This is a genomic window from Pseudarthrobacter lactosi, assembly GCF_055412785.1.
This window is the reverse complement of the sequence record NZ_JBVAYS010000001.1, coordinates 1,815,493-1,841,682: the sequence shown is the minus strand read 5'-3', so window position 1 is coordinate 1,841,682 and position 26,190 is coordinate 1,815,493. Positions and strand designations below refer to the sequence as shown.

The window sequence follows — 26,190 nt, the reverse complement described above, 5'->3', positions numbered from 1 at the left end:
GCTGCACAACAGCCCTCTGTACTACCCGCCCGCCAACTCGGGCAAACGGCCTTCGCGCATGGCGGCCGCCACCTGGGCGATCCCTGCGTAGTCCGGGAACAGTACTGACGCTCCGCCGGGCGTCATGCCCGGGCCGGCCGTCGGCAAGGTAAGGGAAACCACGGCATTGGGATCGATGCCGCGCATCCCGTAGGCAAGGATCGCCACGCTCACAGGATCAAAGCCCTGGTCCACGGTGAGGTAACCGGCTGCGAAATTCACCAGGGCCCGCACCGCGGTCACATCGTGCAGGGCGCCGTCGCTGGTCAGCCGGGCGAGGATGGCGCGGAGGAACGTCTGCTGGTTCCGGACCCGCTGATAGTCGCCGTCGAGGAACGCGTAGCGCTCGCGGACGAATTCCAGCGCCGCCTGGCCGTCGAGGTGGTTCACCCCCGCCGGGAAGACGTGCTCGGTTTCGTGGGTGGACTGGAACGGCACGGTGACGTTCACATCGATTCCGCCCAGCCCGTCAGTGAGCGTCTTGAATCCGTTGAAATCAAGCATGACGGTGTGGTCGATGTGGGTCTCCATCAGGGACTCCACCGTCCGGGTGGCCATCGGGATGCCACCCACCTGCAGGCTGGTGTTGATTTTGGCGTAGCCGTAGTCGGGGATGTTGACGTACAGGTCGCGCATAAGCGAGACCACGTGCACGCTGTGGCGGTCGGCCGGGATGTGTACCAGCATGAGGGCGTCGGCGCGCTGGTCCTGCGATTCCCCGGTGGCTGCGGTGAAAGCTGCTTGCTCCCGGGCGTTGGCGCGGCTGTCGCTGCCGATCACCAGGATGTTCATGGGCGCCGCGGGGAGTTCCGCGATGGGCTCGGGCGGCGGGGGAGGGGCCGGTGCCGGGGGCGCCGGCGTCGTCTCCGAAGGAGTGGGGGTGGCGGTGTCGGTGATGATGGGCGCGGGCGCCGCAACTTCCGCGGCCGGCCGGCTGAACAGCAGGGCGGACACGGCGACGACGGCCACCAGTACCAGCGACAGCACCGCCGCGATCACGCGGTGCCGTTTCAGCGCCGCAGGCGCTGCAGGCTCGGGGCCGGAAGGGGCCGGGCCGATCGGATCTGGACCGCTTGGGGTGCTCACCATGACTTAGTGTCCGCCCCCGGACCCGGTTACGGCTACAACGCGGAGCGTGTCGTTTCCGTGCTGTGACGTACGACGGCGGCGCGCCGGGTTTCGGTGGAAAGCCCCGCGCTGCGGGGCGGACTAGGCTCGTGGTCAGTAACGGGATATCTGTGGGGGATCTGATGGAAAATACGAAGCCGGTTCTGCTTGTCACCAGCCGGGAGGCCTGGGAGAAGCAGTACGAGCGTTACAGGCGAACGGGCAAGAGCCTGACTACAGTCCAGGGGCTGCTGTTTATCCCTCTCCTCGCGAGCCTGCTGTTTCTGGCAGGTGTGCTGTTCCCCCTGGCTGCAGGGGACATTGCGTTTGGCCACCCGGGCTACTACTGGTACCGCGCGGCGAGTGACACGGCGCTGCTGATCGGCGCCATATCCTTCGTGCTCTACGCCGTGTACAGCTTTCTGCACCGGCATGTGGTGCGCCGGGCCCATCTTGCCTTGGGGCTGAAGGCAGACGGCACATTCGTGGAAGTGCGTGAAGTTACTCCCGAGGCGTCGCTGGCGCCCCCGCTAACGCAGTGACCCCTTGTTAGCCGCTCAGGCGGAAACGTTTAGCCGCGCGTGCCGGAGGATGGAAACGATGGCCGGGGCCAGTTCGTCCTCCATCTGGCGGTAGATCTCGGGGCTACGCCGGTAGGGGTCGATGATGTCGTTTTCGGAGGAATCCGCGGGCAGCGACAGATGCCGGACGGACGCGGCGCGCGCAGGCAGCCCCCGCCAGAAGGCGGTGTTGGCACTGAGGGGACTGCCGCCGTCGTCCGCTACGGGAACGTTTGCGGCACTGTCCGCACGCTTGTCCAGGACGTCAAGCATCCGGGCGAACTCGCGGATGGTGAAGGTTCGCTTGAGCAGGGAGGCGTCCAGCTGAAGCACTTCGCCGCGGTGGCCGGAGGTCATGGTGAGCACCAGGTCCACGCCGCGCAGGATCTTGCCGGTCAGCTGCCGCGAGACGAAACCATCCGGGTTCCCGCCGAAGGTGCGCACGATGTCGCCGGACAGCGGCTGCATGGGGTCGCCCACCATGGCCCGGGTTCCGGCGCTGGTGACCTCGAATCCGCCCGGCATTACCTGGTCCAGCCCGGCCTGCAGCAGCCGTTCGGCCACGGGGGAACGGCAGATGTTGCCGGTGCAGACCGTCAGGATCCTCACGGGTACGGGGGCAGATGCGGGGGATTCCACGGAACTTCTCTTTCCAGCCGGTGCGCCGGACCGGTGCGGCCCGTCGTGTCTTTCAACTTAACACGTGCGGGCCGGGGCAGGCCCTTCCCGAACGCTCTCTCACTTTCTGTGGCCAAATCCGGAACGCTCTCTCCCCGGGTGAGAGAACGTTCCGGGACGGTGCCAGTGGCTGCTGGCTACAGGGTGGCCAGCAGGTCCTTCATTTCCTGGATTTCGGTTTCCTGGGCGGTCACGATGTCTTTAGCCAGCTGGACCGCTTCGGGGTTCTTCCCGTTGGTGCTCTCGGTCCTGGCCATGATGACGGCGCCCTCGTGGTGGGTGATCATCTGGGCCAGGAACAGCCTGGCCGCCTCAGTGCCCTGGGCTGCCTTAAGGGCAGCCATATCGTCGTCGCTCATCATGCCGGACATGCCGTGCCCGCCAGCCATGCCGGAGGTCATTTGGGTGGGTTGGTTCCAGCTCTTGAGCCAGCTGGTCATCTTCTCAATCTCGGGCCCTTGGGCAGCTTTGATTCTGGTGGCCAGGCTGGTCACCGTCGCCGGGATGCCTTCCTTCTTCAGCATCAGATCCGACATCTCCACGGCCTGGGCGTGGTGCGGGATCATCATCTGGGCGAACATAGCGTCGGCAGCATTGAAGTCGGCCGCCGCCGGCGCGGAGCCGGCGGACATTCCGGAGCTGCCGTGGTTCATGCCCGGCATGCTGCTCCCGCCAGAACCGGTGGAACCGGTGGAACCGGTGGAGCAGCCGGCCAGGGCAATCGCTGTGGCGATGGTAAGTGCGGAAAGGGTTAGGTTCTTTTTCATTAAGATCAGGGTCCTTCGTAGTATCAGCCGGCGTCTGGCGCCGTTGCGGATGCGTCCGGGGGCGGGAGGCCCGCCCGTCGAGCGCAGTGTGGCTGCAGAGGGTGCGCCGGATAGGACACGGCGCATGGGCGGTTTACGTCCGGCTGATGCAGAGGTCGCCAGGGGAAGGACCGCCCGGCACATAGGAATAGCTGGCAGCGGCCAAGGACGCGCCGGTGACCTTAAGGGCCGGGAACGGCGTGGTGCCGGGCAGCGGCGCCGACAGGGAGGTGTTGGCCGGGGACAGGACGCAGACAGCGTCTCCGGCGGCCATACTCGGGCAGTTGCCGGGGACGGAGCACAACGATGACTTAGTTGAAACGGTCTCCACGGCCATGACGGCGTCCTTCGAGGTCGACGTCATCTGGGAATGGCTGTGGTGACCCGGCGATGTGGGTGGCATGACGTGGCCTGGCGACATGACGTGCATCCCGAAAATCCCGGCGAAGACGGCCAGCAGCCCTGTCAGGAGCAAAGCGGGGCGCAGGATGTGAGAGAGCGTCACGTCAAAACCCGCAGGATGTGAGAGAGCGTGCCCGCATGGTTCAACGCACCTGGGCGGGATTGAGTTTCACGCGGCGCAGGAGCTGGGCATTAAGTGCCACTACGACGGTGGACACGGACATCAGCACGGCGCCGGCCGGCGGGGAAAGTACCACCCCTGCGAAGGCAAGCACGCCCGCCGCCAGCGGGACGGACAACACGTTGTAGCCGGTGGCCCAGATGAGGTTCTGCCACATCTTCCGGTAACTGGCACGGGACAGGTCCACCATGGACAGCACCGCGCGGGGGTCATTGCCGGCCAGGACCACGCCGGCCGATTCCATCGCCACATCGGTGCCGGCGCCGATCGCGATGCCCACCTCGGCGCGGGCCAACGCCGGGGAGTCATTGACGCCGTCGCCCACCATTGCCACCTTAAGCCCCCGGCCCTGGAGCTCGGCGACTTTCTTGTCCTTGTCCGCCGGAAGGACTTCGGCGAAGACCTCGTCAATGCGCAGCTCTTCCGCCACGGCCTGGGCCACCTGCCGGGCGTCGCCGGTGATCATGGCCACCTTGATGCCGCGGTTCTGCAGGGCGGCCACTGCCTGGCGGGATTCCGGGCGGACGGCGTCTTCGAGGCTGACGGCGCCCAGGACACTGTTGCCGTCGATCACGTGCAGCACGGCAGCTCCACGGTCCATCCAGGCCCGTGTGGAGCGAGCCAGCGGTTCAGGCTCGACGGCGCCGAGCTCGCGCAGGAGCGCGGGCCCGCCGACGTGGACCGTCCGCCCGTCCACCGTGGCGAGGACGCCCCGACCAGTGAGGGACGAGAAGCCGGTGGCATCCGGGACGGTCAGGTTCCGTTGGCGGGCGGCGCGGACGATGGCCCGTGCGACTGGATGTTCACTGTCGGATTCCACAGCTGCGGCCAGGGCCAGCAGGCGGTCCGTATCCCCGCCCGCGACGGCGGCGATGTCCTTCAGGTCGGGCTCACCCTTCGTGAGAGTGCCGGTTTTGTCAAAGAGGACGACGTCGATGGTCCGCATGCGTTCGAGGGCCGTCCGGTTCTTGATCAGCACCCCGGCGCGGGCGGCCTGTTCGGTGGAGATGGCGATCACCAGGGGGATGGCCAGGCCCAGTGCATGGGGGCACGCGATCACGAGCACAGTGACGGTGCGGGTGACTGCCTCCGGGACGCTGCCCAGCAGGGTCCAGACGATGAAGGTGATGATGCCCGCGCCGGCCGCGAAGTAAAACAGGAACCCCGCGGCCCGGTCGGCCAGCGCCTGGGCCTTGGACGAGGATGCCTGGGCTTCGCCCACCAGCCGCTGAATGCCGGCCAGTGCGGTGTTCTCGCCGACGGCGGTCAAGCGGACCCGGACGGTGTTGTCCGTGGCGACGGTCCCGGCCACCACTTTGTCTCCTGGAGCGCGGGGCACGGTCTTGGATTCGCCGGTGATCATGGACTCGTCGAACTCGGCCTGCCCGTCCACGACGGTGCCGTCGGCGGGCATGCGGGCGCCGGATCGGACCAGGACGATGTCGCCTTCACGAAGTTCGGAGACGGGTACGGTCTCCGTGCCGGCGTCGGTGATGCGGTCTGCTTCATCCGGGAGCAGGGCCGCGAGGGCGTCCAGGGCGCCCTGCGCGGAACCGAGGGCCCGCATTTCAATCCAGTGGCCCAGCAGCATGATCGCGACCAGTAGCGCCAGTTCCCACCAGAAGTCCAGATCGAATCCACCAAGGCCAAGGCTGGTGACCCAGGACGCCGCGAACGCAACGGTGATGGCCATCGCGATCAGCAGCATCATCCCGGGGCGCCGGGTCTTCAGTTCCTGCAGGCCGCCCTTAAGGAACGGCTGTCCCCCATAGAGGAAAATCACCGTTCCCAGCACGGCCGGGATCCAGGTTGAGCCGGGGAACACCGGCGGCATGTAGCCCAGGAGGTGGCCAACCATCGGGCTGAAGTACACCACGGGCACAGACAGGACCAGGGTGAGCCAGAACCTGTTCTTGAACATGGCGGTACTGTGCCCGGCGTGCTGCCCGTGGCTGTGGACCGTGTGGTCATCGAGGTGGGCAGCATGCTGCTGGTGGGCCTGACCGGCGTGATCTGCGGGCGGACCCGCCACCGCCGTCGCCTGGCCCGCTAAGGGGGTAGGGGGCCGGTGGCCGGCGTGTTCCACGCCGTCGTCGTGATTGTGGTGGTTTTCCATTGCTGCCGTCCTGTGGATAAGTCTTCCCCGAGGAAGCCGCCAGGGCTGTCCTCGGGGCGGGGGTTGGACTACCTGCTGGTGAGGCTGTACCCGGCGGCGGTGACGGCGTCCCGGACGGAGGTTTCCGTGTGGGGCCCGGAGACGCTCAGGCGTGAGGTCCCGCCGGCGACGAGTTCGACGGCGGCCGACGTCACGCCGTCGAGCGCGGAGACTGCCTTTTCGACGGTCTGGACGCAGTGCCCGCACGTCAGGCCGGTGACGGAGTATTCCGTACCTTCCGCCTGGGGTGACAGCTGCTTCGCTGAAGGGGTGGAGCAGCAACTGCACCCTGCAGTTTCAGCTGCAACGAGGGGCAGTTCGGTCCGGACCTGGGGTGCACTCATATCAGTTCTGTCCTTTTGCAAGAGAGGTGTGATGAGGTGCTGGGGATGAACGGCTGTAAGGACCGGAATTTGCACGGCCTGGACAAACCACTTCACTGGCAACACCCAAAGAATACCCCCATGGGGTATATTTTGCAATGTCTCGATGCCCACAGTTCCGGGGGCGCGGGCGGACGCGCGCCCGCCTTGCCGCCAGGACAGTCAGCCGTGGCTGGGTTCCCCGGTGACGGTGTGGTCGGCGTGGTTCAGGCCTTCCAGGACCAGCCGGGCAAGGTGGCCGTCGGCGATGCTGTAGACCACCCTGCGGCTGACTTTTTGGGTGCTGACGAGGCCGCTGAAGCGGAGTTTGGCCAGGTGCTGGCTGACTGAGGTCCGGGAGGCGCCGGTGCGTTCAACCAAGGTGGTGACGTTGGCCGGTTCCTGGGTCAGGAGCCAGAGCACGTGCAGGCGAGTGGGGTCAGAGAGCATCCGGAACGTGGCGGTCGCGGCATCCAGCCGGCGGGCATCGGGGAGCCTGGCGTGGTGAAGGCTCGGTGTGTTGACGCGTTGGGCCTCTTGCACCGGATCACCCTTTCCTGCTGGCCGGTTCTGCGCCGGTCCTGGACGCAGCCGGCCAGAATTTCAGGGCCGCTGCTGTACTGATCATAGCCACCACAGCCAGGACCCCGGCGGCCGCGGGCTGGCCAGCGGACGCGCCGATCCAGCCGGCTACCGGGTAGGTGATGATGAAGCACGCGTGCGAGAGGGAGAACTGGGCGGTGAAGATATAGGTCCGGGTGCTTTCCGTCGCGGCTCGGCGCAGCAGCCGGGCCGACGGGGTGCTGATCATCGAGGTCCCGGCCCCCAGGGCAACCCAGAGCCCCAGCAATACGAGCCACGGCCCGGCAGCCGCCAGGACCAAAAACGTGCCGGCGAGGCCAAGGGCAAGGAGCGCGGCTCCGGCCATCATCAGTGAACGGTCGGCTATCCGGTCCAGCGCCCTGGGCGCACTGAGTGCTGCAGCCATCGAGCCCGCGCCGAAACAGGCCAGGGCGATGGCGACGTCGGCGTTGGATCCGGCGAACAGGTCCCGGGCGTAAACCACTGTGTTGACCAGCACCAAAGCTGTAGCGGCTGCCACGGCAAGATTCAGCGCGAGGAGGCCACGCAGTTCCGGCGCCTTCGCAAAGATCCGGGCACCTAGGGTGGTGCGGTGCCAGAGTGATCCTTCCTGCCGGTGTGCCGGTGTTGCAGGCAGCCTGGTGGTCACCACCAGTGCCGCCGAGAACACAAAGCCTGCCACGGTGCCGAGGAAAAGTTCGTGGAAGGTCAGTACGGAAAGGAGTGCGGCTGCCAGGGCCGGGCTGACCAGGGATTCCAGGTCATACGCGAGGCGGGAGAGTGACAGGGCCCGCGTGTACTGCCGTTCATCGGGAAGCACCGCCGGGATCAGGGACTGGAAGGCGGGCGTGAACGTCGCGGATGCGCTCTGAAGTACAAAGACCAGCACATAGATTTGCCAGGCCTGATCCACCGCGGGCAGCATCAGCGCGATTCCGCCACGGACCAGGTCCGCGGCCACCAGGACCGGTTTTTTTGGCAGCCTTTCCACCAGTGCCGCCATGACTGGAGCGACGAAGACATAGGCCAGCATCTTGATGGTCAACGCAGTGCCGAGCACGGCCCCGGCCTGGGCTCCGGCAAGGTCGAACGCCAGCAGTCCGAGGGCGACGGTCAGCAAACCCGTCCCCAGCAACGCAACGATCTGGGCTGTGAAGAGCTTTCGAAAGGTGCGGATGGCCAGAACTTCGATCATGAGGATCCCTCATTCGAAACAACATGTGCGTACTTATGCACTCATTGTAGACCTGCCGCCTGCGTCGTGCTGCGCTGAGCGCACACTTCCCCGCGGTTCGTGCCCGGCAAGGCAAAACGTCGGTGCCTGCAGGGCCAACTTCGGGCGGGTGCACAGGAAATGCTTGTCCACCAACCCAATTTCCCTGCCAGAGGCTAAGAATTGCTTACCGTGCAGCTGTTTTTAGATAAAGAGGTCTTTCCGTTCACTAGTGTTACGCGGGTCACAAAGAAGGAAGGACGCCGTAGCCATGACTGCAACAAAAACACCAAACTATTCCCGCTCCTCAACAGCGGCACTGCTTGCCTCAAACTCGTCCTGGACCGAGCTGAAACGGGCCGCCACAGCTCTGCAGCAGATCCAGGTTAAGGACGGCTCAATACCTGATCCGGGGGACCATGACCGCGCCCTGTACGAGGTCGCCACGATCACGGCTTCAATCAGGGAATTGGCCCCCTCGTTCCCGCACGATGCGGAGTACCTGGCCCGGCTCGAAGTTGACTTCGAGCGGTGGGCTGCTTCCTCGTTCGGGGTCCCGGACTTCCTGGACTCCCTGCTGGCATTCCAGCCGCAGCAGCACCGCATCGACGGACTGCCGCATCTGGTGGTCTTTCCCATGTATACGCAGAACGGCAGCCCGAACCGTTTCGTGGAGGCCGTGCTGTTCGAAGTGGTGTGGCCGGAGTTCATCGCTGACCTCGAAGGTGGAGAGTATTCGAACCAGCTGTTCGTACCCATCCGGTTCATCGACTTCACACCCGGCTATGACACGAACTCCGCCGTGCTGTTTCCCGAGAGCGTAGCCGTCCGTGAAACCCCGCAGTTCACCTGGGGTGGCATTTTCGCGGATCGCGAGGCTGAGCGGTTCCGGAGGGTGGTGGCCGCAGCCAGCGACATCACGTCCCTCACCCTCCCCGACGGGGCGCGGCGGCTCCTTGAAGACCCGCAGCTGGCCATGGAAACCTTCGTGATGTGGGATCTGATCCACGACAGGACGCACATGCGCGGGGATCTGCCGTTTGATCCATTCATGATCAAGCAGAGGATGCCGTTCTTTCTCTACACCCTGGAAGAGCTGCGGTGCGATCTGACGGCATTCCGTGAATCCGTCCGTATCGAGAGGGATGAGAACGCGGCGCCGGAGGCGCGAAACCACGCGAAACTCGTCCAGTATGCCGTCATCTTCGACAGGATTTTCCGGTTCGCGATGACAGGCAACCGGGTCCGTAATTACGACGGCCTTGGCGGTCAGCTCCTTTTCGCCTGGATGCACCAGCACAACGTGCTTCATTGGACCGACTCGAAACTCTCTATCGACTGGTCGGAAGCGGCCGACGTCGTTATCGAACTCGGCAAGCGGATCGAGGAGCTGTACTGGCGTTCCATTGACCGCCCGAAAACCGCTCACTGGCTCGCGGCCTATGAATTCATCAGCGCGACAGTCACCCCTAACCCAGCATCCCTCTGGGCCAAGGGGCCCGGCGCGCTGGCCCTTGACGGTCCGCCTCGGGGCCTGACCGACCAGGTGCTTGATGACGAGTTCCCGCTGTCAATGTTCTACGAAGCACTCGAGAAGAAGATGAGAAACGTCATCGAATCCACGGCCGGAATCACCGGTGAGCCCAGCGGCGGCAACAGCCTCAAGGATGCGGCATGATGGCTCCCGACGGACCCAGGACAGTCATGGTGGCGGGCTCCACCAGCGAGGCCGGGACCGCCGTCGTATCGGCCCTGAGCGGCGCCGGATTCCGCGTCGCCGCCGTAGACCTGGACACTGAACGCGTGCAAAACCTCGCACGGTCCCGCCCCAATGTCACTGGCTATACCTGTAACCTCGCAGAACCCGCGGCCGTTCGGGAACTGGCGTCCTCGGTACGCCGGGACCTTGGACCCCTCGATGGCCTGATCCACCTGGTGGGCGGCTGGCGCGGCGGCGACGGCATACCGGGGCAGCAGGACTCGGACTGGGACTTCCTGCACACCAGCGTCCTGACGACACTGCGAAACACCAGCCGCGCCTTCTACGACGACCTTGAAAAGTCCCCGGCCGGCAGACTGGCCATCGTGTCTGCCCAGGCAGCTGCCAATCCCTCAGCAGGTGGTGCCGCCTACGCAGCGGTCAAGGCCGCTTCAGAGGCCTGGACCCTGGCGGTGGCCGACGGCTTCCGCAGCTCACAATCCGGCAGCACGGACCACCGGGAACCGCAGCGGTCCGCTGCGGTCGTGTTCGTGGTGAAAGCCCTTGTCGACGACAAGATGAAGGCTGCCCAGCCCGACCGGAAATTCCCGGGATTCACCCATGTGAACGATCTCGGAGCCGCTTCGGCCGCGCTGTTCAGCGGGTCCGCAGCCGAACTCAACGGTTCCCGCCTGCCCCTGGTCTGAGCCTTCACCTATCCCGCAATCCCATCCATGGGCCACACAAACCAAGAGGTAAACAATGTCGTTTTCTCCGACCAAGAGGACCAAGGTACTGGCGAGTCTCGCCATCGGCCTTCTTTCCCTGACCGGCTGCACCACTGCATCACAGAACCCGGGGGGAGCTGCCCCGGGTTCCACTGGCTTTGATCCCGCCTCCGTGGCCAGGGACGATACCCTCGCCGCGAGCGTCCCTGAGGCCATGAGGAGCAAGGGAACCCTCACGGTGGGTGCCGACACATCCTACGCACCTGCCGAATCCCTGGGCGGCGCCGACGGCCAGACCCCCGTGGGCTACAACGTGGATTTCGCAAAGGCCATCGGGGCGACCCTCGGCCTGAACGTCCGCGTCCAGACCTCGGAATTCACGGGAATCCTGCCCGCACTCGGTGCCAAGTACGATCTGGGAATCTCCTCCTTCACCATCAACGCGGAGCGCCTGAAGGCCGTCAACATGGTCAGCTACTTCAATGCCGGCACGTTGTGGGCCGTCCAGAAGGGGAACCCGAAGAATTTCAGCGTCGATGACATCTGCGGCAAAACCGTGGGGGTGCAGACCGGTACCACCCAAGAGGCCCCCGACGTCTCCGCCCGGTCCAAGGCCTGCACAGATGCCGAAAAACCAGGCGTCAACGTGGTCACTTTGAAGACGCAGACAGATGTGACCACCCGTCTGATGAACGGCAGCATCGACGCCATGGCCGCTGATTCCCCCATCATCGGCTATGCCCTCTCGCAGACCGGCGGCAAGCTGGAGGCCCTGGGCGATGTCTACGATGCCGCACCGCAAGGTATCGCGGTGGCTAAAAGCGACACCGCGTTGTCCGAGCTCATGAAAAACGTCATGAACAAGCTCATCAGCGACGGGACCTACGGGAAGATCCTGGACACCTGGAGCAACACCAAGGGCGCCATCACGAAGTCTGAAGTGAACCCGGTGGTAGGCAATTGAGCACCCTCACACGCGCCGATACCAGCGACCTTAGGACCGGGGCCGCGCGCCGGAAACCGGAACTTATCAACGCCGTTCCGGTCCGCCATCCCGGCCGTTGGGCCGGCGCCGTCCTCATCCTGCTCTTCGCCGCGCTGCTGGGCCAGAGCCTGGTCACTAACACCAATTTCCGCTGGGACATCGTCGGCACATACTTCATGGACGTGCTCGTCATCCAGGGCATCGGCTGGACGATGCTGCTGACAGTCCTCTCGATGGTGATCGCCGTTGTGCTGGCCATTCTCCTGGCCTTTATGCGCCAGTCGGACAATCCCCTGTTCCGCGGCGTGAGCTGGACCTGGGTCTGGTTCTTCCGCGGCACACCGGTTTACACCCAGCTGGTGTTCTGGGGTCTCATTTCCGTTCTTTATCCCAAGATCGCCTTGGGTATTCCGTTCGGACCGGAACTGTTCAGCTTCAGCACCCAGGACGTGGTCACGGCTTTTGTGGCAGCAATCCTGGGACTGGGGCTGAATGAGTCCGCTTATCTGGCCGAAATCTTCCGCGCCGGCCTGAAGTCCGTCGACTCCGGCCAGATGGAAGCCGCCGAGGCCCTGGGTATGCGCAAGTCCAAAATCATGTGGCGGATCATTCTGCCCCAGGCCATGCGCGTGATCGTGCCACCCACCGGTAATGAGACCATCGGGATGCTCAAGACCACCTCCCTGGTGCTCGCGGTGCCATTCACCTTGGACCTGACATTCGCCACCAACGGCATCGCCAACCGCAGCTACCTGCCCATTCCGTTGCTGATCGTGGCCGCCCTCTGGTACCTGGTGATCACCAGCATCCTGATGGTGGGCCAGTACTACGTTGAGCGCCACTTCGGAAAGGGCGTGGACAATCTTGTCCCTGCCCCGGTCAAGCCAACCCAGGCGGCCGCGGTGGCCGCCGCAGCCAAAGCAGCCAAAGCACCCAAGCCAGAGGACGAGCTACCGTGACCATCACCAACGACGTCATGACGAAGGAGACCCTCGTCCGTATCGACGGGGTCCACAAGTACTTCGGAGAGCACCATGTGCTCCGCGGGATCGACATGACGGTCCGGCAGGGCGAGGTCGCTGTCCTTATCGGCCCGTCCGGGTCCGGGAAGTCCACGCTGTTGCGCTGCATCAATATGCTGGAAACCATCAGCGCCGGCCGGATCCACCTCCGCGAGGAACTGATCGGCTACCGTGAGACCCGTGGCCGCCTGCATGACCTGACTCTCAAAGAGATCGCCGCCCAGCGCCGGGAGATCGGCATGGTCTTCCAGCGCTTCAACCTCTTCCCGCACCGTACGGCGCTGCAGAACATTATTGAGGCGCCCACCCAGGTCAAGCGGCAGTCCAAGCTGCAGGCCAGATCACGAGCGATGGAACTTCTGGACCGTGTGGGTCTCGGCAACCACGCCAACCACTATCCCGCGCAGCTCTCCGGCGGCCAGCAGCAGCGCGTGGCTATCGCCCGTGCACTGGCGATGGAGCCTGAGCTGATGCTCTTCGACGAGCCCACCTCGGCTCTGGACCCGGAACTCGTGGGCGAAGTGCTCAGCGTGATGAAAGACCTGGCCAAGTCCGGCATGACCATGATCGTGGTGACCCACGAGATCGGCTTCGCACGGGAGGTCGGAGACACCCTGACCTTCATGGACGGCGGCGTCGTGATCGAAAGCGGCAACCCGCGTGACATCATCGCCAACCCGCAGCAGCCCCGCACGCAGGAGTTCCTCTCCAGGGTGCTCTGACAGCTCAACCTAAGCGGTCCGGGCGGTGGTGTGCGAAGCGGATCACGCCCGGACCGGCATCGGGTGTCTACGGCCGGGGCGTGCTGGCCGACGGCGGTGCGGCCGGCTCTGGCTATGATCGAGCTACCTGGTTTCTGATCTGAGGGGACACCAACCAATGAGTGCCGTCACTGTTGCGCGCAATGTTCGAGTAGCAATCTGGACCCTGCTGGGGGTCCTCGTGATTGGCGGCGTGATCTGGTTCGCCTTGTTTACCGCGAACAAACCCGCGGCGCCCGCGCCACAGGCATCCGCTGATCCCGCGGTTGTCAGGGAAGACAGCCACCGGCTCACCGCCCCGGCGGCCGAGAAAGCGCAGCTCGTTGAGTTCCTGGACTTTGAATGCGAAGCCTGCCGCGCTGCCGAACCCTTGGTGAGCCAACTGAAGAAGGATTACGGGGATCGCATCACCTTCGTCCATCGCTACTTCCCGCTGCCGGGCCATCTGAACTCCGGCACCGCAGCGCTCGCCGTCGAAGCGGCCGCACGCCAGGGCCAGTACGAGGCGATGGTCGCGAAGCTTTTCGAGACCCAGCCGGAGTGGGGCGGAAAGCAGGACTCGCAGGGCGCCCTGATCCGGACCTACGCTGAGGGGCTCGGCCTCGACATGGCAAAGTTCGATCAGGACGTAGCGGCCGAGGATGCGAAGGAACGGATCCGCCGGGACTTAGCGGACGGCAAGACGCTCGGCGTGACCGGCACCCCGACGTTCTTCCTCAACGGCGAAAAACTCACCCTCAACACCGAAGCCCAGTTCCGGCAGCTGCTCGACGACGCCGCTAAGTAGCGCCGCCGGTGCCGTCGGGTTCATTTTCCACGCGCTGCCTGTAAGAATCCAGCACTTCGCGGAAATATGAGGGGTATAGGACACCAGCCCTCAAACGCGTTGCGAACCCAGCGGATCCTTCTCACTCGTGCCGCAGACATCGGGCGGGGAAGCCTGCGGGCATTCTGTCCGTGTTCCGGGGGCGCCGGCCTTGATCCTCAGATTCGGTGATGTCCTGGGACTCGGCTCTCCAGGCGGGGCCGCTACAGCACCCAGATCCAGCTACGCACGCATGTTTGCATCTGCTGAGGATGCGCGGCACTACGTCCAGTCGCAGGACTCCGCCGTGCTCAAGCGGCTCTGTAAGCGATTAATGGCGGTTTATTTTTGCGTCGCTAAATGGCAGCCTGCTAGTTCGAGGGTGCTCGCGACCGCCTATAAAAGGTTGCTCGGGACATTCCGACATCGCGCGACCTGAGCAGCAGGTTCGCCGCCTTCGACCAGGCGGACCCCACTTGGCCATCCTGTCCACGACTACTGCCACGCAGTCGGAGGCAATAGTCATGGCCTACTGTAGCGGGCAGACCTACGCGGAAGTCGCCGCGGCCCTGAACCTGAATCTCCCGGGGGTCAAGGCCAGGATCCGGGAGGGGTTCTGCAATTGCGCCAGTCAGTGGGCGCAGCAGGCACCGACTGACTTGAGTTACTCCTGCAGCGGTATCTGTGGGGCCCTATTTGACGGTGAGGGTGCCTTTCATGTTGCCGTGGAAGTTGCAGTGGTAGGGGTAAGTCCCGGGTTCGGTGGGGGCGGTGAAGGTTCCGGTGCCGACTTTGACGTTGACGTCGAACGTGGTGCCGGTGTCCGCAGTGATGGTATGCGCTTCGATGTCTTCGTTGGTGACGGTGATCTCCGCCCCGGGGCTCACGGTGTCCGCACCCTGGTATTTGAAGCCTGTAATCAGGATTTCTGCCGGCGCCGCCGCAGTTGTTGAGCCGGTGCCTGACGTGGAGGGAGCGGATGCTGTGGTGGCGGCCGTAGCTGTCGGGAATTCTTCCGTCAGTGTGGGGGCAGCTGTCGTGCCGGACCCGGACACCCCGGAAGCACCGCAGCCGGACAGGACCAGCACTACTGCTGCCGCCGCGAGTCCGAGTGCGCTGCCGGTTCTGGTGGTTGCTTTCATGGTGAAACCTTTCATGGAAACTGCCGGTGCCGTACTAAAAGCAGATGGTCAGGGGTGTTCGATCCAGCAGGCGAGGATTGTGGTGGAGAGCTGGTAGGCCAGTGCGTTTCTGGTGATGTTTTCCGGTCCAAGGTTTGGGGGCAGGTCGCTGGCGTTCACGTGCAAAACGAAGTTGTCTTTTTGGAACACGGCTGATCCGTCGGCGGTTTCGTAGGCCGGGAATCCGAGGTTCGCCAGGCCTTCGATGGGTGTTGCGTCCTTGGCGAGGGCCTGCATCGCGTCGAAGTATTTTCGTGCGGATGCCTTGTCCGTGGCTTCCTGGACGGAGATGACCAGCGCTCCTTCAGCCAGGTGGTAGGTGCAGGTGAAGGTGCTGTTGGCCCAGGTATTGATCGTGTGCGGGTCCGAGCCCAGATCCAGGATGGACCGAAGCCTCTCCTTGGGCTGGTCCCCGCAGACCATCAGGGCAGCGGCGCTGGGCGCATTCGACGTCGTGCCCCGAGACGGCGAGCCCTGGCCGTGATGCCCGCTGCTGTGGCTTGCTTCAGGCGACGTGGCTGGCGGGGCCGCGGTCGAAACGTTTGGCGCTGCGGTGACGGATCCGGCTGCTGTTGCGCAGCCGGAGAGCAGCATGGCGGCGATGCCCAGGGTGGCCAGCAAGGGCTTGTGCTGTTTCATGGGCATCCAATTCTGGCCGCTCCCTTTTTGTGGGTGCGCGGCCGGTCTCTAGGCTTTGAGTTTGGCGTAGATGACGTAGTTGTCATCGAAGAGTCCGGTGGCAGGGTCGTAGCCGTCGCAGGTGATCAGGCGGAGTTCAGCCCCTGGGGTGTTGCCGTAGACGTCGAGGGTGGGGAATTCGTTTTTGGGGTACAGGGCGCCTCGGTCAACGATGAACACCGCAGTGGTGCCGTCGGTCCGCGAAACGTTGATCTCGGCGCCGGGGGTGAGTTTGCGCAGGTCGGCGAAGACGCCCGTGTGCCCTCCGAGGGCGTTGACGTGGCCCAGCATCACTGAGGGTCCGCGTTCCCCGGCGGTGGGGGAACCTTCGTACCAGCCCGCGGGGGCTCCGTTGCCGGTGTCCTGCGGGACTTTGAGGGAGCCGTTGTCCTCCAGCCCCAGGTGGAGAAGGTCTGTGCGGACCCCGATTGAGGGAATGTTCAGGGTGACGGGAGCCGAAGCGGCCAGTACCGCCGGAAGCTGCGCTGCGGGCAGGGCCTCGGTGGCAGCAGGCGGCGGTGCGGGTACGGTCGGGGACGTGAGCGCGGGGGGAGCCACGGATGAGACGGAGGCGGAAGGTGCCGTTCCGGCGTCGGGAGTGGTGGCGGGTCCGGCGGCGCAGCCGGCTAGGGAAAGCATGAGCAGAACCCCGGCCGCCGTGGGGGCCCCGAGACCTCTACGGCGGCCGGGATTCTTGGTTGTCACAGTATTGATCCGTTCAGCTTTGGCTTAGGCTGCTGCGTTGCGGCGGCGGACGGCATAGGCGCCCCCGGCGAGGGCGATCAGGGCCAGGCCGGAACCGATGGCAAGGGCTCCGGTGTCAGTGCCGGTTTCGGTGGCGATGCCGGTCGCTGCACCGCCGGCAGGCATCTTCATCTGTCCGGCAGTCAACGTCCCGCACAGTGCAGGGGAGGTAGCGGCAAGGGGAAGCGTGGGGGCGAGGTCGCTCTTTGCGGCCTGGCCGGCTGCGCTGAGGGTGGCGGGGTCAAGGCCGTGAACAACTACCACTGCGGTGCCTGCGTCAAGTGCGGCCTTGGTCTCAGCGTTCAGTTCGAACGTGCGGTCCACCGTGTAGGAAGCGCCCTGTCCGCCGACCTTCAGGTCAAGGCCTGCTGCGGGGCTGGTGTCGCCGCTGGTGGACAGGGTGGTGACGATGCCGCCGTAGGACGGGGCGCCTTCGGTAGTGGAGATGACCTGGTCGCCGTCCTTATCAGCCGAGGGGTCCGGGCAGACGCCCTTGGCTCCGCCGTGGATGTGCTGCACGTGCGGGTACGGGGCGTCCATGAAGGTCGCCGGCATGCCCGAAACTTTCAGGACGACGTGGGCCTGGTTGCCGGTGACATCAAGGGTGATCGTGCCCGAGCCGGCGCTGCCGTTGAGCTGCTTCAGGGTGGACTGGTAGGACCCGTCGGCGGCCATCGCGGGAGAACCGGAAAGGGCAAGAGCGGCCAAAGCAAGGGTGGGGACTGCCATAAAGCGAAGTGTCTTATTCATTGGAAAAATCTCCTCATACACGCGCGTGTGATGTTGGCGCCCCCGGGAAGGGGGTCACCAGTACTTCGCAACAACTCCGGGAAAGGATGGGAACGAAAGTGGCCGGGTTCACATATTTTTGGGGAGGCAACCGCTGGGAGGTCCCCCGTGTAATTCTGCAGGCCGTGATCTGGCTGGGTTAAGCCGCCGAAGCGCCGCGGCGTCTGCCCCGCGCAGCTTTCCCTGACCCGGTACGGGTTTTCTGCAGCAGGGCGCACCCGGCCATCGCCCCCGCGACAGATTCAGCGATAGCCGTTATGGTCTTGGCGGTGTACCAGACGGGTTCGTACATTGAGGGCAGCGGCCCGATAGCGGGTACCTGGACATACCGGTAGAGGATGACCGCGGCCAGGGAGGACAACGCCACCGCAGCGGCGGCAGCGAAAGCGGTCCGGGATCCTTTGAGCAGCACGAACACCGCTGCCAGAGCCGCGGCTCCGGCCTGGGCCAGAAACAGGGTCCCCTGCCCGATGCCGCCCGGGGCGGCCTGCTGGTAGCCGGGGGCGAGCTGGACATGGATCACGGCGCTGACCACCAGGGCCACCGCGACAGTGACGCGCAGCACCCAAAGAGAACGCGCAGGCCGGTTCAGTTCCTGGCGGTTCATTTTACGACCAGCGTCCCGGTCATCTGCGAGTGGAAAGTACAAATGATTCCGTACTCACCGGGGGCATCCGGTGCCTGGAAAATCACCGTGGCGCCGCCCGGGACCTCAATGTCGAACCCGCCCTTGTCCTTGGAAGTGAGGGTGTGCGGGGCGCTGTCCGCGTTCGTCACCGTCACCATCGAACCCGGCTTCACCGGCGCCGGAATCTCAAACTTGAAATCCTTGATGGTGATGACCGCTTCAGCTCTCTGGGCTGATCCTTGAGTTGACTGGGCAGCGGAACTGGCCGCGGGAGGGGCGGAGGAGTCGCCGCTTTGGGCTGCGCATCCGGTGATGCCCGCCAGCGACACGGCCGCGGCTACAAACCACATACGGGTAATGATTTTCATGACAATCCCCTTCAAGGGATGTGTCCTCCACCCGCCGGACGGCGCGTCCATCAGGAAACTACCCTGCACGCTATTCGTCACCCCCGCCCTTACGGACTGCCTGCGCAGCGCCCGTTCCTACACTTGGGCCGCCTCCCGCCAGCGATAAAGCCGTTAATAGGCGTAAGCGAGAACGAGCAGGGCCCGGAACGGGTCAGGTGGAGGCGGCCAGCAGTTGTTGGGCTTCGCTGACTGCTTCGTCACTCCGGCCCAGAAGGGACAGCTCTCCTGATGCTCCATCCGCCTAGGCTGCCATGATCATCAGCTCGCAGGTGACACCGGTGAAGGCGATAGTCCCGATGATGTTGGTCGGACCGGGTTAGGGGCATGGAACACCCGGCCGCCGTCGTCGGATACGAGGAGTCCTTCAGTGGTGGCTGCCCAGATCCATGGTTTGCCTACTGTCTTCTTCACAGCGGTTATCGCCTGGACCTGTCCATCGATATGGCCTGTCTGGATCCAGGTACTCCCCGCGTCGGTTGAATAGTGGACTGAACCGTTGGGCTCGATGCCGACGACTTCGGTGCCGCTGGCGAACGCAACGAATTGCATGATCGGGGCTGTGGTGTTCAGTTTCCAGGTTTTCCCGCCGTCGGTGGAGCGCTGGAGCCCGTCCTGGGTGGTGGCGAGGACGGTTTCACTTTCCGGGGTGCCTGCCAGAACGGCGGGAACGAACCCGGCCGTGGCAGGTGACCAGGATTTCCCGTCGGGGCTGGTCAGCAGTGTCCCGTCGTAGGCGACGATTCCGGATTTGGTTGCCGTGAGGGCATGGAAGTCCGATTCACCCTGGCGGGACAGCTGCTCCCAGGTCTTACCGCCGTCCACAGATTTGATCAGGCCCATGGGGTTGGGCAGATCCGAGCCGGGGCCCGGGTGCCCGGAGGCGTAAAAGACGCCCTGGTCGGCGGCGGCGGTGAACCCCATCAGGTCGTTGGTCTCCCCGATTTTGGTGGCGGGTGACTTGGCGACGTTGAACAGGCCTTCATGGGTGGCCAACAGGACCTGATCGGTTTCGCGGTTCACGCTTAGCCCGTGGACGTGGGAGCTGGGGAAACCGGCGGCCGCTGTGGACGGTTGGGTGCCGGTGGTTGAGCCGGAGGAACAGGCGGACAAGGTAAGTAAGAGGGCGGCGGCCGCGGTGAGCCCAGCGTCGGGACGTCCTCGGTTCATAAATTGCAGGGGCACGGGGAACTCCAGAGTGATCCGGGAAATGTGTATGGGGGGAGGCACCGACCCTTAGGGGGCGGGGCCGGTGCCGTGGTGTGCTGGCTACAGGGTGGCCAGCAGGTCTTTCATTTCCTGGATTTCGGCTTCCTGGGAACTGACGATGTCCTTGCTGAGCTGGACCGCGTCAGCGTTCTTGCCGTCGGTGGTCTCGGTCTTGGCCATCATGACGGCGCCTTCGTGGTGGGCGATCATCTGGGTGAGGAACAGTTTGGCGGCCTCGGAGCCCTGGGCGGCCTCGAGTTTGGCCATGTCTTCCTCGCCCGTCATCCCGGACATGCTGTGTCCAGGGGCCATGCCGGTTGGCATTTCGGTGGGCTGTCCCCAGTTCTCAAGCCAGCCGGTCATCTCCTCAATCTCCGGTCCCTGGGCGGCCTTGATCTTGGTGGCCAGATCGGTTACCGCGGCGGGAATGCCTTCCTTCTTGAGCATGACGTCGCTCATGGACACGGCCTGGGCATGGTGGGGGATCATCATCTGCGCGAATATGCTGTCAGCGTCGTTGAAGTCAGCCGAGGCTGCTGCCGAAGTTGCCGGGGCTGAGCTGGAGCTGCCGTGGTTCGTTCCGGGCATGCTGCCGGTCGCCGAACTTCCGGCTTCCGGTCCGGCGGAGCATCCGGCGAGGGCCATTGCTGCGGCAATGGCGGCAGCGGAAATGGTCAGGATCTTTTTCATGAAAATCAGGGTCCTCAAAAAGTATCAGCGGGCGCGTGGCGCGCCTTTCGGTTTGCGTGCAGTGACGGCCGCGCCCCTGGGGCGGGCCTGTTTCATGCGTGCCGTATGACTGGATGGTGCGCCGGGAAGAACACGGCGCCGTCGAGCAATTTACGTCCGGCTGATACAGAGGTCACCAGGGGAGGGGCTACCCGGCGAATAGGAATAGTTCCTGCTGGCCGCAGCCGCGACCCCTAAGTCCGGTAACGCGTGGGGTGCTGTTCCAGGCGCAGGGGCTGACAGCGACGTGTTCCCCGGGGACAGCACGCAGGCATTGCCCCCGGCGGACATCTCGGGGCAGGAACCTGCAGGGGCACACGAAGACGACGATCCAGTTACTGCTTGAGTAACTGCCCTCCCGTCCGGCGACGCCCCTGTTGCATGGGAGTGGCCGGCGGGAATGCTTGGCATGTGTATCGTTGACTCGCCGCCGACTGCTGCCGGCATGCTGTGCGCGGCACTTATATGGTGCGCCCCTGTCATGATGTGCATGCCGAAGATGCCGGCGATGATGGCCAGGGCCGCAGTCAAAAATCCTGCACGTAGGAGGAACGCGGTGAGGGGACCACGGGATGGTGCGGTCATAACGATTCCTCCCTTCCGTGCAGGTTCGAAGCTTTAAGCCTACCGGCAGGAGTTTTCCTGCCGGTCAGCATTTCTGGTTCAACGTACCTGGGCGGGATTGAGTTTCACCCTCCGCAGCAGCTGGGCGTTCAGGGCCACCACGATCGTGGACACGGACATCAGCACAGCGCCGGCTGCCGGGGACAGTACGACCCCGGCGAAGGCAAGAACACCGGCGGCCAGGGGGACGGTGGCCCGCATGTTCGGGTTCGTCCATCCTCGACCCTTTGGTGCAATACTGGTCGACTTTCGACATGCCTGCGCGCACGGCTCTCGTCTCTTCAACCGAGCTTTCAAACGAGCGCTCTCGCTCAAGGCACACGAGACAGATGGTGACTTGCTTGCACACCTGCTCGAGCCAAGCTTCACGGCCACGCCCAAACCGCATCAGAGGCTTTATATTTATGCGGCCACTCTGGCGTTCATGCTCCGGTCACACACGAGCGGCTCTGGCTGGCATCTGACTTTCAAGACTCAGGTCAGAAAACTCGACATTGAGCTTCGAGCGCCAGACGGGTCGCAACTCATCTCTCCGAGCGTGAGCATGGGATTTCCCGCCAACTGGGCTGAGTTGGACATCTGGAAGCCAGCGTCCTGACATCGACCGGCCGCGAACCGGCGCAAGCTACCAGCGGTCGTCTTCCCACGCCAGACCCCGATTTCTCATCGATTGCTCCGTAGGGGCCGTTTTGAGGGTTCAGAAGGGCCCCTACGGAGCAATCGATGGTGATGCGACGCCGTTGCCACTCGAAATCTTGCACGCGGCCCGGAATCGGGCTAACCTGTGAGACGTGTCACTGATGAAGTGGCACATGCTTTTGATCTGCGGCGGGAGAGTCCTGCCGGTACGTTCAGCAGGCGCCGTAGGAGCAAATCCTCTCCGGGAATCTCTCAGGCCCACGTACCGCCGCGGTTAGGCAACTCTGGAAAGTAGTCCGGCAACGGGCTCACCGACGGTGCAAGCGCCACCCTGCGAAAGCAATGGGGGTGCGGAAACTCTCAGGTCCAATACAGAGCGGGGAGGAACCCGAATCAATGTGGCGTACCCAGCACGCCACCTGAATTATGGAGTTCCTTCATGACCGTTCAGTCAGCACCAACCACCTTCGCGGATCGGCATATCGGTGCCCGCCGCCAGGCCGATATCGACACCATGCTCAAAGCCGTTGGCTATGACAGCGTCGACGGCCTCGTGGACGTTGCCGTCCCCGACTCCATCCGCCAGGCCAAGCCGCTGGCCCTCAAGGACGCCCTCAGCGAGGTTGAGGTCCTTGCCGAACTCCGCAAGCTCGCGTCGAAGAACAAGACGGCCGTGCAGATGATCGGCCAGGGCTACTACGACACCGTCACGCCCGCGGTGATCCGCCGCAACATCCTCGAGGCCCCGGCCTGGTACACCGCGTACACGCCGTATCAGCCGGAGATTTCGCAGGGCCGGCTCGAGGCTTTGCTGAACTTCCAGACCATGGTCCAGGACCTCGTGGGCCTGCCGATCGCGAACGCCTCGCTGCTGGATGAGGCCACCGCCGTGGCCGAGGCCGTGCTGATGATGCGCCGGGCGAACAAGAACAAGGACGCCCGCGACGGCAAGACGGTCCTGGATGCCGATTGCCTGCCGCAGACCATCGCGATCGTGAAGGGCCGCGCCGAGGCCCTCGGTTTCGAGGTGGAGGTCGCTGACCTGTCGACGGGCCTGCCCGAGGGTGTCATCAACGGCATTGTCCTGCAGCAGCCCGGCGTGTCCGGCCGGGTCTTCAACCACGCCGACGTCATCGCCGCAGCCAAGGAGCGCGGCGCGCTCGTGACGGTTGCTGCTGACCTGTTGGCCTTGACGCTGATCACCCCTCCGGGGGAGCAGGGCGCGGATATCGCCGTCGGCTCCACCCAGAGGTTTGGGGTGCCGTTGTTCTTCGGCGGCCCGCACGCGGCGTACATGGCGGTGGCGAAGGGCCTGGAGCGGTCCATGCCCGGCCGCCTCGTCGGTGTCTCCAAGGACAACGCCGGGGTCCCGGCCTACCGTTTGGCGCTGCAGACCCGTGAGCAGCACATCCGCCGTGAGAAGGCCACGTCCAACATCTGCACCGCGCAGGCGCTGCTGGCCATCGTCTCCTCCTTCTACGCCGTCTACCACGGCCCCGACGGCCTCAAGGCAATCGCCGAGCGCGTCCACCACAACGCCCGCACGCTGGCCACCACGCTGAAGGTCGCCGGCCGCGAACTGGTCACCGAGACCTTCTTCGACACCGTCACCGTCCGCGTCCCGGGCAAGGCCGCCAAGGTCATCGCCGCCGCCGAAGCACGCGGGATCAACCTGCGCCGCATCGACGAGGACACCATCGGCGTCTCCGCTGATGAAACCACGACGACGGATGTCCTCTCCGCGATTGCCGTCGCCTTCGGTGCCGGTCCCGTGGTGGACGCGAAGGGCTTTGAGCTGCCCGAATCGGTCCTCCGTTCCTCCGAGTACCTGCAGCACCCGGTGTTCAACACGCACCGTTCCGAAACCCAGCTGCTGCGTTACATCCGCAGGCTGAGCGACCGGGACCTGGCGCTGGACCGGACCATGATCCCGTTGGGTTCGTGCACCATGAAGCTGAACGCCACGGCGGAGATGGAAGCCATTTCCTGGCCGGAGTTCGCCTCCATCCACCCGTTCGCCCCGGACTCCCAGACCGTGGGCTGGCGCGAGCTCATCGGCGGGCTGGAAGCTGACCTCGCGGAAATCACCGGCTACGACCAGGTGTCCCTGCAGCCGAACGCGGGTTCCCAGGGCGAGCTCGCCGGCCTGCTGGCGATCCGCGGCTACCACCTCTCCCGCGGTGATGACCAGCGCACGGTCTGCCTGATCCCGGCCTCGGCCCACGGTACCAACGCCGCCTCGGCCGTCCTCGCCGGAATGAAGGTTGTTGTTGTTGCCACAGCTGCGGACGGCAGCATCGATCACGCTGACCTGTACGCCAAGATCGAGGCCCACAGGGACGTCCTTTCGGCCATCATGATCACCTACCCTTCCACCCACGGCGTCTACGACGCCGACGTGACCGAAATCTGCGACGCCGTGCACGCGGCCGGCGGCCAGGTCTACGTGGATGGCGCCAACCTGAACGCGCTCGTCGGTCTGGCGCAGCCGGGCAAGTTCGGCGGCGACGTCTCGCACCTGAACCTGCACAAGACCTTCTGCATCCCCCACGGTGGCGGCGGACCGGGTGTTGGCCCGGTCGCAGCGAAGGCCCATCTGGCACCCTTTATGCCAAGTGACGCCAACAAAGCAGCGCACGAGTCCGGTCACGGCGTGGCCATCTCAGCGTCCAACTACGGCTCCGCCGGTGTCCTGCCCATCTCGTGGGCGTACGTGAAGCTGATGGGTGCCGAGGGCCTGACCGAGGCCACGAAGTCCGCGCTGCTCGCGGCAAACTATGTTGCCGCACGGCTGAACGAGTACTTCCCGGTCCTCTACACGGGCGAGGGCGGTCTGGTGGCGCACGAGTGCATCCTGGACCTGCGCGAGCTGACGGCGAAGACCGGCGTCACCGCGGAAGATGTGGCCAAGCGTCTGATCGATTACGGCTTCCACGCCCCCACCCTGGCGTTCCCGGTTGCGGGCACGCTGATGGTGGAGCCCACGGAGTCCGAGGATCTGGTGGAGATCGACCGGTTCATCGATGCGATGATCACCATCCGGAAGGAAATCGACCAGGTGGCCAACGGCGACTTCAGCGTGGAGAACAGCCCGCTGCGCCACGCACCCCACACCGCGTCCGCCGTCGTGAGTTCCGATTGGACCCGGGCCTACCCGCGTGAGCAGGCCGCCTTCCCGCTCGCCTCGCTCAAGCAAGACAAGTACTTCCCGCCCGTCGGCCGCATCGACGGCGCCGCCGGAGACCGCAACCTCATCTGCTCCTGCCCGCCCATCGAGGAATTCGCGAACTAGTTTCGTGTGAAAGGCTTTCATAATGACTGAGAACTACACCGCTCTTTACGAAGAGCACAAGAAACTCGGCGCTTCCTTCACCGATTTCGGTGGCTGGCAGATGCCCCTGAAGTACAGCTCCGAGCTGGCCGAGCACCACGCGGTGCGCAAGGCCGCCGGCCTGTTCGACCTCTCCCACATGGGCGAAGTCTGGGTCACCGGCCTGGAAGCCGGCGCGTTCCTGGACTACGCGCTGGTGGGCAAGCTCTCCGCCATCGCGGACGGCAAGGCCAAGTACTCGCTCATCTGCGACGCCGACGGCGGCATCATCGATGACCTCATCGTCTACCGCTTCGGCGACGAGAAGTACCTCGTGGTCCCCAACGCGGGCAACGCCCCCACCGTCGCCGTCGCCCTGGCCGAACGCGCCGTGGCGTTCAACGTGAAGGTGGAGGACGCCTCCGCCATCACCTCGCTGATCGCGGTCCAGGGCCCCAAGGCCGAGGCCATCCTGCTCAAGCTGACCGACGAGGCCCAGCACGCACTGGTCACCGACCTGAAGTACTACGCGTTCAACGAGCTCACCGTGGCCGGCCACAACGTCATCCTGGCCCGCACCGGCTACACCGGCGAGGACGGCTTCGAGCTCTTCGTAGCGAACGACGGCGCCGCCTCCCTGTGGGCGTCCGTCGCCGAAGCAGGGGCCGAGTTCGGCATCGTTCCGTGCGGCCTCGCCTCACGCGATTCGCTCCGCCTCGAAGCCGGCATGCCGCTCTACGGCAACGAGCTTTCGCTCGAACGCTCACCGTTCGACGCCGGCCTGGGTGGCGTTGTGGCACTCAAGAGCAAGGAAGGCGACTTCGTGGGCCGCTCTGCCCTGGAAGCCGCCAAGGAAGCCGGATCCAAGCGTAAGCTTGTGGGCTTGAAGGGCCTGGGACGTCGTGCCGGCCGCGGTCACTACCCGGTGCTCAAGAACGGTGCCGTGGTTGGCGAAGTCACCTCCGGCCAGCCCAGCCCCACCCTCGGCTACCCGGTCGCGATGGCCTATGTCGACGTCGAGCACGCCGAGATTGGCACCGCCCTGGACATCGACCTGCGCGGCAAGGCAGAACCGTTCGAGGTTGTCGCCCTGCCGTTCTACAAGCGCCAAAAGTAGCCCAAGTCCGGAACCGGCAGGCCGGAGTTTTCACGCGTGCTGCTCCTTCG

At 64.8% G+C, this 26,190-nt stretch carries 26 protein-coding genes and 1 riboswitch; of the genes, 9 read left to right on the top strand and 17 right to left on the bottom strand.

Annotated elements, in window-relative coordinates; translation table 11 throughout:
- Nucleotides 1–21 precede the first annotated feature (21 nt).
- Nucleotides 22–1,125, bottom strand: coding sequence for an LCP family protein (locus ACZY0Q_RS08515; protein WP_463915837.1), 1,104 nt, complete (start codon nt 1,123–1,125; stop codon nt 22–24).
- 164 nt (nt 1,126–1,289) lie between these two features.
- Between ACZY0Q_RS08515 and ACZY0Q_RS08510 the strand changes: the two genes are divergently transcribed.
- Nucleotides 1,290–1,688: a hypothetical protein gene (locus tag ACZY0Q_RS08510; protein ID WP_463915835.1), complete on the top strand. Its 399-nt coding sequence runs from the start codon at nt 1,290–1,292 to the stop codon at nt 1,686–1,688.
- Nucleotides 1,689–1,703: 15 nt separating this feature from the next.
- On the opposite strand, the gene ACZY0Q_RS08505 is transcribed toward ACZY0Q_RS08510, so the two are convergent.
- The 7 genes from ACZY0Q_RS08505 to ACZY0Q_RS08475 all read right to left on the bottom strand — a co-directional run bounded on the left by ACZY0Q_RS08505 (nt 1,704) and on the right by ACZY0Q_RS08475 (nt 8,067).
- Entirely contained in the window at nt 1,704–2,345 is a 642-nt protein-coding gene (locus tag ACZY0Q_RS08505; protein WP_463915834.1) for an arsenate reductase/protein-tyrosine-phosphatase family protein, read from the bottom strand.
- A gap of 176 nt (nt 2,346–2,521) precedes the next feature.
- Nucleotides 2,522–3,151, bottom strand: a complete 630-nt coding sequence (locus tag ACZY0Q_RS08500; protein ID WP_463915833.1) for a DUF305 domain-containing protein — start codon at nt 3,149–3,151, stop codon at nt 2,522–2,524.
- Nucleotides 3,152–3,284: 133 nt separating this feature from the next.
- Entirely contained in the window at nt 3,285–3,695 is a 411-nt protein-coding gene (locus tag ACZY0Q_RS08495; RefSeq protein ID WP_463915832.1) for a DUF6153 family protein, read from the bottom strand.
- A 40-nt stretch (nt 3,696–3,735) separates the two neighbouring features.
- A complete protein-coding gene (locus tag ACZY0Q_RS08490; protein ID WP_463915830.1) occupies nt 3,736–5,694 on the bottom strand; it encodes a heavy metal translocating P-type ATPase in 1,959 nt (652 codons plus the stop codon).
- A 263-nt stretch (nt 5,695–5,957) separates the two neighbouring features.
- The gene (locus ACZY0Q_RS08485; RefSeq protein WP_463915828.1) at nt 5,958–6,272 is read right to left on the bottom strand and encodes a heavy-metal-associated domain-containing protein; all 315 of its coding nucleotides are present in this window, start codon (nt 6,270–6,272) and stop codon (nt 5,958–5,960) included.
- Nucleotides 6,273–6,473: 201 nt separating this feature from the next.
- Nucleotides 6,474–6,833, bottom strand: coding sequence for an ArsR/SmtB family transcription factor (locus ACZY0Q_RS08480; RefSeq protein WP_463915826.1), 360 nt, complete (start codon nt 6,831–6,833; stop codon nt 6,474–6,476).
- Between the two features lie 4 nt (nt 6,834–6,837).
- Complete coding sequence (locus ACZY0Q_RS08475) at nt 6,838–8,067, bottom strand: MFS transporter (protein ID WP_463915825.1); 1,230 nt, start codon at nt 8,065–8,067, stop codon at nt 6,838–6,840.
- A 289-nt stretch (nt 8,068–8,356) separates the two neighbouring features.
- Here ACZY0Q_RS08475 and ACZY0Q_RS08470 point away from each other — a divergent pair, with 289 nt between their 5' ends.
- The 6 genes from ACZY0Q_RS08470 (at nt 8,357) to ACZY0Q_RS08445 (ending at nt 14,067) form a co-directional block, all read left to right on the top strand.
- Entirely contained in the window at nt 8,357–9,763 is a 1,407-nt protein-coding gene (locus ACZY0Q_RS08470; RefSeq protein ID WP_463915824.1) for a DUF6421 family protein, read from the top strand.
- On the top strand, nt 9,760–10,491 hold the full coding sequence (locus ACZY0Q_RS08465; protein ID WP_463915823.1) for an SDR family NAD(P)-dependent oxidoreductase: 732 nt from the start codon (nt 9,760–9,762) through the stop codon (nt 10,489–10,491). Before ACZY0Q_RS08470 ends, ACZY0Q_RS08465 begins: the two co-directional genes overlap by 4 nt.
- A 55-nt stretch (nt 10,492–10,546) precedes the next feature.
- On the top strand, nt 10,547–11,476 hold the full coding sequence (locus tag ACZY0Q_RS08460) for an ABC transporter substrate-binding protein (RefSeq protein WP_463915822.1): 930 nt from the start codon (nt 10,547–10,549) through the stop codon (nt 11,474–11,476).
- Nucleotides 11,473–12,456, top strand: a complete 984-nt coding sequence (locus ACZY0Q_RS08455) for an amino acid ABC transporter permease (protein WP_463915820.1) — start codon at nt 11,473–11,475, stop codon at nt 12,454–12,456. Before ACZY0Q_RS08460 ends, ACZY0Q_RS08455 begins: the two co-directional genes overlap by 4 nt.
- A 17-nt stretch (nt 12,457–12,473) precedes the next feature.
- A complete protein-coding gene (locus tag ACZY0Q_RS08450) occupies nt 12,474–13,241 on the top strand; it encodes an amino acid ABC transporter ATP-binding protein (RefSeq protein WP_463916290.1) in 768 nt (255 codons plus the stop codon).
- A gap of 157 nt (nt 13,242–13,398) precedes the next feature.
- Nucleotides 13,399–14,067, top strand: coding sequence for a DsbA family protein (locus ACZY0Q_RS08445; RefSeq protein WP_463915818.1), 669 nt, complete (start codon nt 13,399–13,401; stop codon nt 14,065–14,067).
- Nucleotides 14,068–14,777: 710 nt separating this feature from the next.
- Here the strand turns inward: ACZY0Q_RS08445 and ACZY0Q_RS08440 are convergent.
- The 9 genes from ACZY0Q_RS08440 to ACZY0Q_RS08400 all read right to left on the bottom strand — a co-directional run bounded on the left by ACZY0Q_RS08440 (nt 14,778) and on the right by ACZY0Q_RS08400 (nt 21,275).
- Entirely contained in the window at nt 14,778–15,227 is a 450-nt protein-coding gene (locus tag ACZY0Q_RS08440; RefSeq protein ID WP_463915817.1) for a cupredoxin domain-containing protein, read from the bottom strand.
- Between the two features lie 48 nt (nt 15,228–15,275).
- The gene (locus ACZY0Q_RS08435) at nt 15,276–15,905 is read right to left on the bottom strand and encodes a hypothetical protein (protein ID WP_463915815.1); all 630 of its coding nucleotides are present in this window, start codon (nt 15,903–15,905) and stop codon (nt 15,276–15,278) included.
- A 48-nt stretch (nt 15,906–15,953) separates the two neighbouring features.
- Nucleotides 15,954–16,583 (bottom strand): sortase domain-containing protein, encoded by a 630-nt coding sequence (locus tag ACZY0Q_RS08430; RefSeq protein WP_463915814.1) that lies wholly within the window; start codon nt 16,581–16,583, stop codon nt 15,954–15,956.
- A 90-nt stretch (nt 16,584–16,673) separates the two neighbouring features.
- Complete coding sequence (locus tag ACZY0Q_RS08425) at nt 16,674–17,438, bottom strand: hypothetical protein (protein WP_463915812.1); 765 nt, start codon at nt 17,436–17,438, stop codon at nt 16,674–16,676.
- Between the two features lie 178 nt (nt 17,439–17,616).
- Complete coding sequence (locus ACZY0Q_RS08420; protein WP_463915811.1) at nt 17,617–18,084, bottom strand: hypothetical protein; 468 nt, start codon at nt 18,082–18,084, stop codon at nt 17,617–17,619.
- On the bottom strand, nt 18,081–18,473 hold the full coding sequence (locus ACZY0Q_RS08415) for a cupredoxin domain-containing protein (protein WP_463915809.1): 393 nt from the start codon (nt 18,471–18,473) through the stop codon (nt 18,081–18,083). Before ACZY0Q_RS08415 ends, ACZY0Q_RS08420 begins: the two co-directional genes overlap by 4 nt.
- Nucleotides 18,474–18,773: 300 nt before the next feature.
- Nucleotides 18,774–19,697, bottom strand: a complete 924-nt coding sequence (locus ACZY0Q_RS08410) for a F510_1955 family glycosylhydrolase (protein ID WP_463915807.1) — start codon at nt 19,695–19,697, stop codon at nt 18,774–18,776.
- 84 nt (nt 19,698–19,781) lie between these two features.
- Nucleotides 19,782–20,411, bottom strand: a complete 630-nt coding sequence (locus tag ACZY0Q_RS08405; RefSeq protein WP_463915806.1) for a DUF305 domain-containing protein — start codon at nt 20,409–20,411, stop codon at nt 19,782–19,784.
- Between the two features lie 702 nt (nt 20,412–21,113).
- Nucleotides 21,114–21,275: a hypothetical protein gene (locus ACZY0Q_RS08400; RefSeq protein ID WP_463916312.1), complete on the bottom strand. Its 162-nt coding sequence runs from the start codon at nt 21,273–21,275 to the stop codon at nt 21,114–21,116.
- Between the two features lie 618 nt (nt 21,276–21,893).
- A riboswitch (glycine riboswitch) is annotated at nt 21,894–21,991 on the top strand.
- Nucleotides 21,992–22,152: 161 nt separating this feature from the next.
- On the opposite strand from ACZY0Q_RS08400, the gene gcvP reads away from it, so the two are divergent.
- Nucleotides 22,153–25,005 (top strand): aminomethyl-transferring glycine dehydrogenase, encoded by a 2,853-nt coding sequence (gene gcvP / locus ACZY0Q_RS08395; protein ID WP_463915805.1) that lies wholly within the window; start codon nt 22,153–22,155, stop codon nt 25,003–25,005.
- Between the two features lie 22 nt (nt 25,006–25,027).
- On the top strand, nt 25,028–26,140 hold the full coding sequence (gene gcvT / locus ACZY0Q_RS08390) for a glycine cleavage system aminomethyltransferase GcvT (RefSeq protein ID WP_463915803.1): 1,113 nt from the start codon (nt 25,028–25,030) through the stop codon (nt 26,138–26,140).
- The last annotated feature ends 50 nt before the right edge of the window (nt 26,141–26,190 follow it).